This window comes from Natrinema hispanicum (assembly GCF_900111485.1).
In the GTDB taxonomy this organism is placed as follows: Archaea; Halobacteriota; Halobacteria; order Halobacteriales; family Natrialbaceae; genus Natrinema; species Natrinema hispanicum_A.
Genome location: NZ_FOIC01000060.1, coordinates 1 through 8,443, shown reverse-complemented (window position 1 = coordinate 8,443; position 8,443 = coordinate 1). Strand labels below are relative to the sequence as shown.

7 protein-coding genes and 2 pseudogenes are annotated in these 8,443 nt (G+C 58.1%); 5 read left to right on the top strand and 4 right to left on the bottom strand.

From position 1 onward, the window contains the following. A partial coding sequence (locus BSG09_RS19505; RefSeq protein WP_092936095.1) for a transposase occupies window positions 1-1,400 on the top strand: 1,400 nt, incomplete at its 5' end. A 362-nt stretch (window positions 1,401-1,762) separates the two neighbouring features. Further along, complete coding sequence (locus tag BSG09_RS19500; protein WP_092936093.1) at window positions 1,763-2,905, top strand: tyrosine-type recombinase/integrase; 1,143 nt, start codon at window positions 1,763-1,765, stop codon at window positions 2,903-2,905. Between the two features lie 180 nt (window positions 2,906-3,085). Here BSG09_RS19500 and BSG09_RS19495 read toward each other — a convergent pair. After that, window positions 3,086-3,271: pseudogene (locus BSG09_RS19495) on the bottom strand (IS66 family transposase); the annotation flags it as partial. Between the two features lie 150 nt (window positions 3,272-3,421). Between BSG09_RS19495 and BSG09_RS19490 the strand changes: the two are divergent. Both BSG09_RS19490 and BSG09_RS19485 read left to right on the top strand, forming a co-directional pair. After that, window positions 3,422-4,846, top strand: a complete 1,425-nt coding sequence (locus BSG09_RS19490; RefSeq protein ID WP_092936091.1) for a DASH family cryptochrome — start codon at window positions 3,422-3,424, stop codon at window positions 4,844-4,846. A gap of 86 nt (window positions 4,847-4,932) precedes the next feature. After that, a complete protein-coding gene (locus BSG09_RS19485; protein ID WP_175542269.1) occupies window positions 4,933-5,442 on the top strand; it encodes a hypothetical protein in 510 nt (169 codons plus the stop codon). A gap of 2 nt (window positions 5,443-5,444) precedes the next feature. On the opposite strand, the gene BSG09_RS19480 is transcribed toward BSG09_RS19485, so the two are convergent. Together BSG09_RS19480 and BSG09_RS19475 are read right to left on the bottom strand one after the other, a co-directional pair. After that, on the bottom strand, window positions 5,445-6,998 hold the full coding sequence (locus BSG09_RS19480) for a cryptochrome/photolyase family protein (protein ID WP_092936089.1): 1,554 nt from the start codon (window positions 6,996-6,998) through the stop codon (window positions 5,445-5,447). A gap of 37 nt (window positions 6,999-7,035) precedes the next feature. After that, on the bottom strand, window positions 7,036-7,698 hold the full coding sequence (locus BSG09_RS19475) for an HAD family hydrolase (protein ID WP_092936086.1): 663 nt from the start codon (window positions 7,696-7,698) through the stop codon (window positions 7,036-7,038). 200 nt (window positions 7,699-7,898) lie between these two features. Between BSG09_RS19475 and BSG09_RS19470 the strand changes: the two genes are divergently transcribed. After that, the gene (locus tag BSG09_RS19470; RefSeq protein ID WP_217650170.1) at window positions 7,899-8,171 is read left to right on the top strand and encodes a DUF7475 family protein; all 273 of its coding nucleotides are present in this window, start codon (window positions 7,899-7,901) and stop codon (window positions 8,169-8,171) included. Here the strand turns inward: BSG09_RS19470 and BSG09_RS21190 are convergent. Continuing rightward, window positions 8,172-8,443: pseudogene (locus BSG09_RS21190) on the bottom strand (IS701 family transposase); the annotation flags it as partial. It abuts the gene before it with no gap.

The window sequence follows — 8,443 nt, the reverse complement described above, 5'->3', positions numbered from 1 at the left end:
TTCGGATTTTTGTCCTGAAAGAACTCTACGGATGGGACCACGAAACGGCCCTTGTTGAGTACCTCAATCGCCGCCCGGACGTCCGGGAGCAGTTGGGTCTGGAAACGATTCCGGACCAGTCGACGCTCTGGCGTAGCTGGCACAACCGGCTTACCGAGGATCTTCGTGAGATAATCCAGGCAGCTGCACGCTCGATTCTCGTCAATGCCCAAGAGGAAAGTGTCTCAATTCCACGAGAACCGGACCGAAAGCTCTCTCGCCATGACCGCGACACTGAAGAACCAGATCTGGACAACCAGAGCATACTGGAACAGACGCAGAAGGTCACAAGCCATCTCAACCACGTTGTTTACCCCGCCTTCTCACTTGATCGGGGAGAAGGCTGTGAAATCCATGAGAATGCCTACTGGGACTTACAAACCTATCTTGGGCTTCGAGAGAATCTGGCAGCCAACGAGGGGGCTCGCAGTTTCACCTACGAATCGGATCGGGAGCGAACGCCGTTAGGTCACGCCCATCGTGAGCAGATTCAAACTCTCTCGATACCAGAGATACGAGCAATGTACCGGCAAGCAGTGGGTAGACTCCTAGACGAGGCTGCGAACACGGAGGAGTTCTTCCGAGCTGGTATCGTGGCGATCGACATCACCGAAGATGCTCCGTTTACAGGGGACAGAGCGGGACACGAAGACGAGATTATTGGAACGAAAGAGAACACCGACGAGTACGCATATCAGTGGGCGACAGTACAGTTGGTCGGAAACGCTGTTCCACTTGTATTGGATGCTCGTCCAGTACGACGTGGCGAGACGCGTAAAGAGATCGTCGAGGATCTGCTCGACTCAGCCCAAGAGATGGTTTATGTCGATAACGTGCTGATGGACCGTGAATTCGACAGTCAGCACGTCCTCGAGATGATCAGTCAACGTGGGCTTTCGTACGTCGTGCCAAAGCGGATGCAGACCAGTGAGAAGGCCCAGGCCAAGCGCCTCCTCGAACGCGATCAGGACCGCTACGAAACCGACCGCAAACTCCATTTGGGAAATGACGAGTGGCACGAGACGACATTGATCTACCGGCGGAAAGAAAACTCTGAGCATGATGACTATCGCCAGTATTCGGTGTTCATGTCGAATCGAGGTGGGCTCATCGCTATGTATGCCTATCGGTGGGAGATTGAGAGCGGCTACAAATCGATCAAGCGGTTCATGGCCGAAACGACGTCGAAAGATTTTGGGCTACGATTCTTCTATTTCGCGTTTGCCTGTCTCCTATATTCGATCTGGCGGGCCGTCGATCTACTTGTACAGGTCGAACTGACTGGTGAGTATGAACGCTCGCCAATCGTCACAGCCGATAACACTCTAACGCTGCTACGGAAGGAGACTGGAATCGGATAGAGTTCCCCTCAGTTCGGCTGACCGCCGTGTTTTCGAGTGGCAACACTAGCTCTGACCTCGGAAAAACCGTCAAAATAGTCACTGTGACAACAAAATTTGGCGCTTCGGAGGTGATTTGAAACGATTCCATACCACTGATTCGGCTAAGTTCCTGCATTACAGGCCCGCTAACCACACTGTAGTCTCATCTTCCAACCCCGTGCAAAAGCTATAGCGAAATATAGTTTATAGATATCTGTTTAGCTGTCTCAAGTAACTAAGAGTCCTGCGAACGTTAGTATTAGGACCTATTTGATTTACTTGGTTAAAGAGCAGTTTAACCAAGGGACTTTACGAGGGCCGACACTGTACCACACATACGAATGTCTGGATCAACGGAACGCCGGGCTACACGCGGGGGCACAACCGTCCACGAGGCCATCGAGAGCTACCTTCGGTACAAAATCAACGCCGACGGCTCGAAGACAACCATGCGCTCACCACTGCGTGAGTTCGCCGACCACTGTCGAGACGATCGTGACCTTGAGCTCGTCGACGACCTCACACCCCACGATGTCCGCAGTTACAGCGAGCACCTCTACGATCGCGTCGTAATCGACGAGGACCTGGCGGCTTCAACCGCCCACAACTACTTCGCCTACGTCCGGGCTTTTCTCTCCTGGTCGGTGCGAGAACGACACCTCGAGTCGAACCCGGCAAATACGAACACTGCGATGGACCCGCTGCCAGAGGACGACGGGAAACGCAAACGCCAGTATTGGTCTCAAGAAGACCGCGAGACGTTACTCGAGTATGCCACCAAGCGCGTGGACATGGCTCTCGAGGGAACCATCCGGACTGATGTAGAGGCGGCCTTCCGTGACCGGGCGATCGTCGTCATGCTCGATGGCACAGGGGCGCGTGGTGCTGAGTTGTTCGCCGATCCAAAAGACGATAAACGAAACGGCCTCTGGTGGAAAGACGTCGATTTCGACGAGCGGTTGATCGAAGTCTACGGCAAATCGCGTGAGTACGAACAGGCCCCGTTTCCTGCGAGTGTCCATGACGTCCTCGAGCGATGGTACCGGGTGCAGGAGCCGACGACCGAAGCGTGGCCCGTCTTTCCGACCGGTCACTACGGCTCGAAAAAGCGTACACTCGAGGATGAACTCGGCGCAGGTCGGGTTGAGGCAGCCCTCGAAGAGGGAGGTGACAAAGGTAAGACAGCGGTCCTTGATCGTCTGCACCGCGAGCACGAGGTGCCGCCGCCATCGATCTCGAAAGAGGGTGTTCGCCAACTGTTGAAACGACTCACCGATGAGGCCGGGATCAACCCCGGCGGCGAGTACGACTATCTGACGCTACATGGCGCTCGGCGGGCACTCGGGCGTGACCTCTATACCAGCGGGATGTCCGAAAAGGCTCAGGAAGCGTTACGACACAACTCGATCGAGACTACCCACGAGGCCTACGCCGACGTCAAGATGAAAGACGTCTCCGATTCGATTGACGACGTTCGTGGCTGAGAACGAACTCGAGATAACTCTTATTCTTCGATTCTGGAATGGCTTCGTGTGTTCGTTGACAATCAGCTCAAACGGTCAGCCAAAACAGCCATGACACTGCTAATGTTCGTTGGCTTATCAGATACGAGCATAGACAACTTTGGAACGGGATCAAACTTCAGACGACTTTGCAACACGACATGGGTTTTCGTACCACTTGAGGCGAGCCTCAAGTTGTTCGATCTGCTGTTGTTTTACAGTGATCTGACGACGAAGAAGTCGGTTCTCAAGCTCTTTGACTACGAGTTGCTGGCGGAGATGCGTACTGTTCTCGGTGCGGATCGTGGAATCTACCGATTCCAGCGATCCGCTAACCCCCAGCGACACACTTGGTTCACCACTGAGAGTCACTGCACACCTGATCGCACAGCTCTCGTGCGATCAGTGTGTAAACCGTTTCAGTTGTTACTGTAGCTGGGCACATCCGGTATCACTGTTTGTCCACAGATACTTGCTATCGCTCTCCGTCCAGAAACCATGGACACCGCCGTCGTCTGGTTTCGAGATGATCTCCGAGTAACGGACAATTCGACGCTCGCCGATGCGGTCACCACGGCAGACGAAATCGTGCCGGTCTACGTCGTCGATCCACACGAGCGCGGCGAGACACGCTACGGGACCGAAAAGCTCGGCACTCACCGCGCCAGATTCCGCCGCGAGTCACTGCTCGAGTTACGGGCGGCGCTCCGAGAGCGAGGGGGCGAGCTGTTCGTCAGGCAGGGCCGTCCGGAGACAGTCGTTCCCGACATCGCGGGTCGCGTCGACGCCGATGCCGTGTACGCACAAACGAAACCGGCGACGGAGGAACGCAAGGTGGAAGGCAGTGTTCGAGCGGCACTTCCCGACGAGATCGCCTTCGAGCACCGGTGGACGCATACGCTGTATCACGTCTCTGATCTCCCGACGTCACACGAGCGGATGGGGGATACGTTCACGCCGTGGCGCAAAGAGATTGAACGCGAGTGTTCGATTCGAGAGCCCGTCGAACCACCGAAATCGATTTCCACGCCAGCCTTGCCCGCCGGCGGTGTACCGACGCTGTCGGACCTCGGACTCGAGACGCCACCCGAGGACGAACGTACAGTGCTAGCCTTCGAGGGAGGCGAATCAGCCGGCAAGCGCCGCCTCGAGGCGTATTTCTGGGAAGGAGATCACCTCAGAGAGTACAAAGAGACCCGAAACGGGATGCTGGGGGCAGACTACTCCTCGAAGTTCTCGCCGTGGCTGGCGGCAGGGTGTCTCTCGCCACGGTGGATCTATGACGAGGTCCGTCGCTACGAGGCCGAACGAGTCTCGAACGAGGACACCTACTGGCTCGTCTTCGAGTTACTGTGGCGTGACTTCTTCCAGTTCCAGTTTTGTAAATACGGCGCACAGTTTTTCCATCCCAACGGAATCCGGGACATCGAAAAAGCGTGGGAGCACGACCGGGAGACGTTCGAGCGGTGGGCGAACGGCGAGACGGGGATTCCGTTTGTCGATGCGAACATGCGCGAGCTAAACCGGACGGGATACATGTCCAATCGTGGCCGCCAGAACGTCGCCTCGTTTCTTGCCGACGCACTTGGTATCGACTGGCGCTGGGGAGCAGCATACTTCGAGGAACGACTCGTTGACTACGACGTCGCTTCCAACTGGGGGAACTGGGCCTACCAGGCCGGCGTGGGAAACGACTCCCGTGACAATTACTTCGATGTCCTCTCACAGGCCGAATACTACGACGCCGACGGCGAGTACGTGACGACTTGGCGTCCCGAACTCGAGGGACTTCCTTCGGCGTTCGTCCACCGGCCCTGGCGACTGAGCGACGAGCAACAGGCCACCTACGGCGTCGAACTCGGCGTCGACTACCCGCGGCCAATGATCGACATCGAGGCACGCTACGAAGAACTGGATAGCTGACATCGCTGCCCGGAGGATAGGGTCTCGAGACACTCGGCGGGAGCTACCACCGTGTGCATTTGTGTCAGCACACAGTATGCTCCGGCATGTTCAGACGCGCTCGAGAGCTTGGCCCGCCGATCATGGTCCCGTTGGCCTGGACGTTCGTGACGGCCGCCCACCTCGAGGTCGTAACCGAGCACACGCTGTTCATCGCTCACGTCGTGATGGCCGTCCTTCTGGTCGGCTTCGCGGCGACCGGCTACGCCGACATGCGCGAGGGCGTCCTACGCACGTGGTGGCTGCTCATCGCCGTCGGCTCGGTCGTCACGCTCTGTGGGGTCGTCGGCCTCTGGCTCGAGCCGACGAATCCGGCGCTTACGGCCGTCGCTCTCTTCGGCTGGATGCTTCTACCGGCAGTCGGCTTCGTCGATACCGGGCGTCGGGTCACCAAAGGGGGCTGGATCTACGCGGTCGGGACCGCGGGCTGTCTGCTCGGCGCGGCCCTCTACGCCGTCAGCCCGACCTGGGGCACCCGGACGGCCGCGGTCGGTGGGCTCGTGCTCGTCGGGCTTGGCCAGACGGCAGGAATTTTCGATGCGGCGATCCGCTACTGAGACTACACGTCGTCGACGTTGGCCCGCAGATCGACGACGTGCTCGCGGATCGCCTCAAGGTCGCCGGCCTCGCGTTTGGCATCGACGTGTGAGTACATCAGTCTCATCCGGTGATTGTCGCGGAGTTTCGCTTCGTTTCGGGCCAAAAAGTCCCAGTAGAGGGCGTTGAACGGACACGCACCTTCGCCGGTCGTCTCGTCGCTGTCGTAGCGGCAGTCGGCGCAGTAGTCGGACATCCGATCGACGTAATTCGCCGACGAGACGTACGGCTTCGTCGCGAAGACACCATGGGCGTACTGGCCCATCTCGACGACGTTCGGGGTCGTCACCCAGTGATAGGCGTCGACGTAGGTCGCGTGAAACCACTCGTTGAGTTCCCGAGGCTCGACGCCCCACAGCGTCGCGAAGTTCGCCAGGACCATCAGCCGCTGAATGTGGTGGGCGTATCCCCGATCGTAGACGTCGCCGATCGTCTCGGCGAGACAGTTCATCCCCGTCTCGCCCGTCCAGTAAAAGTCCGGCAGCGAAGCCGTCGCCTCGAGCTGGTTGGCACTCGCCAGTTCCGGCATCGTCTGTCGATACACGTGACGGACGAACTCGCGCCAGCCCAGAAGCTGCCTGATACAGCCCTCCGCGGACGGAAGCGAGACCGCATCCCGGTCGTGGTAGGCCGTTTCGACCGCCTTAATCACTTCGAGTGGGTGTAACAGGCCGATGTTGATCACCGCGCTCAAAAGCGAGTGGGCCATTTCCCAGTCGTCGGTTCGCATCGCATCTTGGTAGGGACCGAACGCGGGAAGCCGATGCTCGAGGAAGTGCTCGAGGTGGTCGCGGGCTCCCTCGCGAGTTACCGGCCAACGAACCTCCTCGGTACTGCCCCAGGTGTCGAACGTCGACTCGACCCAGGCAGCGGTCTCCTCGACTACTACGTCGGGCTCCGGGGAGGGGGCGGGTGGTGCCTCCCACTCTTCGGGCGGGAATTCACGATTTTGGTCGTCGAAGTTCCACTCGCCGCCGACCGGATCCTCGCCGTCCATCAGCACGCCGGACTCCCGGCGCATCCATCGGTAGAACTGTTCGTGCGTGAACGTCTCTGCGCCGTCGGCCCACTCGTCGAACGCCCCGCGGGTGCTGACGAACAGTTCATTCTCGCAGACCCGAAGGTCGCCACCGGCGTCGGCGACGAGGTCACGAAATCGCCGCTCGGAGCCGTAGCTCGGCGACCGCATTGTCACGAGCGTGGCGTCGGGATGCTCCGCGAAGAACGTCTCGAGTGCGTCGCCGAACGTCTCCGCCTTGAGATAGATCACGTTGTAGCCGGCGTCGGACAAGCGATCCCTGAACCGGCGCATTGCGGCGAACACGAGCGTGAGCTTGTGGTGGTGGTACGGCAGCCGGCGGGCGAAGCCGTGTGCCTCGATCAGCAACACTCGGTTGCCATCGGGCGCTCGAGCAAGCGGCCCACAGCGTTCAGTGAGGTGTGTCCCGAGGACCCAAGGGACATCGTCGTCACCCAGGGTATATTCACGGATCGTTCCGACTGTCGGCTGGTGCATACCGGTCACACGAATCGGTCGGGGATAATTCCCATCCCTACACCAATTCCAGAACGGCGCTCAGGCTCTCGACCTCGACGGTAGGCTCTATCTCAAGGTGACGAGTGGCGTTGTGATCTCGACGGAGAAAGACGGTATCAAAGCCTGCCCGCTGGCCGGCGACAATGTCGCTCTCACTGTCGCCGACGTACAGCGGGTTCGAACAGTCCAGATCGGCCGCAGCAGCCTCGAGATATGTCGGTTCAGGCTTCTTTTCTTGAAGGCTCTCGCGGGTCGGCTCTCTGGCACGGACCGTCTCAACGTACCCGTAAAGGCCGTGCTCTCGAAGAACGAACTCGACGATCCGGGTTTGGTTGTTGCTCACGATCCCAGTCGGGACCTCGACACGCTCGAGACTCGTTACGTCCTCGTACGGCACTTTTCGCCCGGCTCTGGTTTCTCTCCGCAGCGTTTGCTCGATTCGCTGCTCTCGACACTGCCAGAGCCGGTCGGGATCCACCCCGTATCGATCCGCAACAGCACACAGGTCGTCCTCCCAGACTCGGATCGTGATCGCGTTGACATCGTCGGGACTCGGGTTCGAGATTCCGGCATCGACGAACGCATCGGTCGCGGCGGCTCGTAACACTTGGTGCGAACAGAGCGTAACGATCACGCCGTCGTGATCGAGGAGCAGTCCATCGTACCGCGTCTCGGTCATTGTCTCGATATTTGAGCCAGCAGTACTGTGGCTGTCGGTTCCGGAGATCCGTAGATTCTCGCACGTGAATCCACCGTTCGAGAGCGCGGATGCTCCGGTGTATAGAGATAGATATCAACAGTCGCTTGAACATTATTACTACCAAGAAAATATAGATAAAAACCATTAAGACTTATTGATGGTGGATGGCATGGTAAGATATGGCAACACAATCAACTGCGGCTAGGCAAAACAACTCACTGATCAATCTCCCATCAAACCCAATCGGGTATCTCGTGATACTTGCAGCAGTTATAACGGGTGTGATCCATCTCTTACTCGGACCACAAGTCATGGGATTCAGTCAACTACTTGGTGTACTGTTCATTTTAAATGGGGTTGGATTTCTCGGGGGTACTGTGTTATACCTAATCAATTACTGGCGTAGTGAGCTATATCTCGTCGCAGCGGGCTATTACTACTTCGGCGGTTGATCACCAGTCAGTAAACCCCCTGAGCATTGCCTCTGCTACTCGTTCAGCGGTCTGTCGATCAACTCCTTGTTCTTCGACTGTTCGTACCGCCATCTCGTGAATTGCGATCCGAGCAACCTGCGAAAACGGGGGCAACCGAGCGGCCGCGCCCTGCGCGGCTCGCTCGGTCATCAAAAACGAGTACGTCATCAACACCACTGATACGTGATGGTTCCACCCTGTCCACGTTCGTCCCTCGAACTGATCCATCCCCAGTACCTGCTTTGCATCCT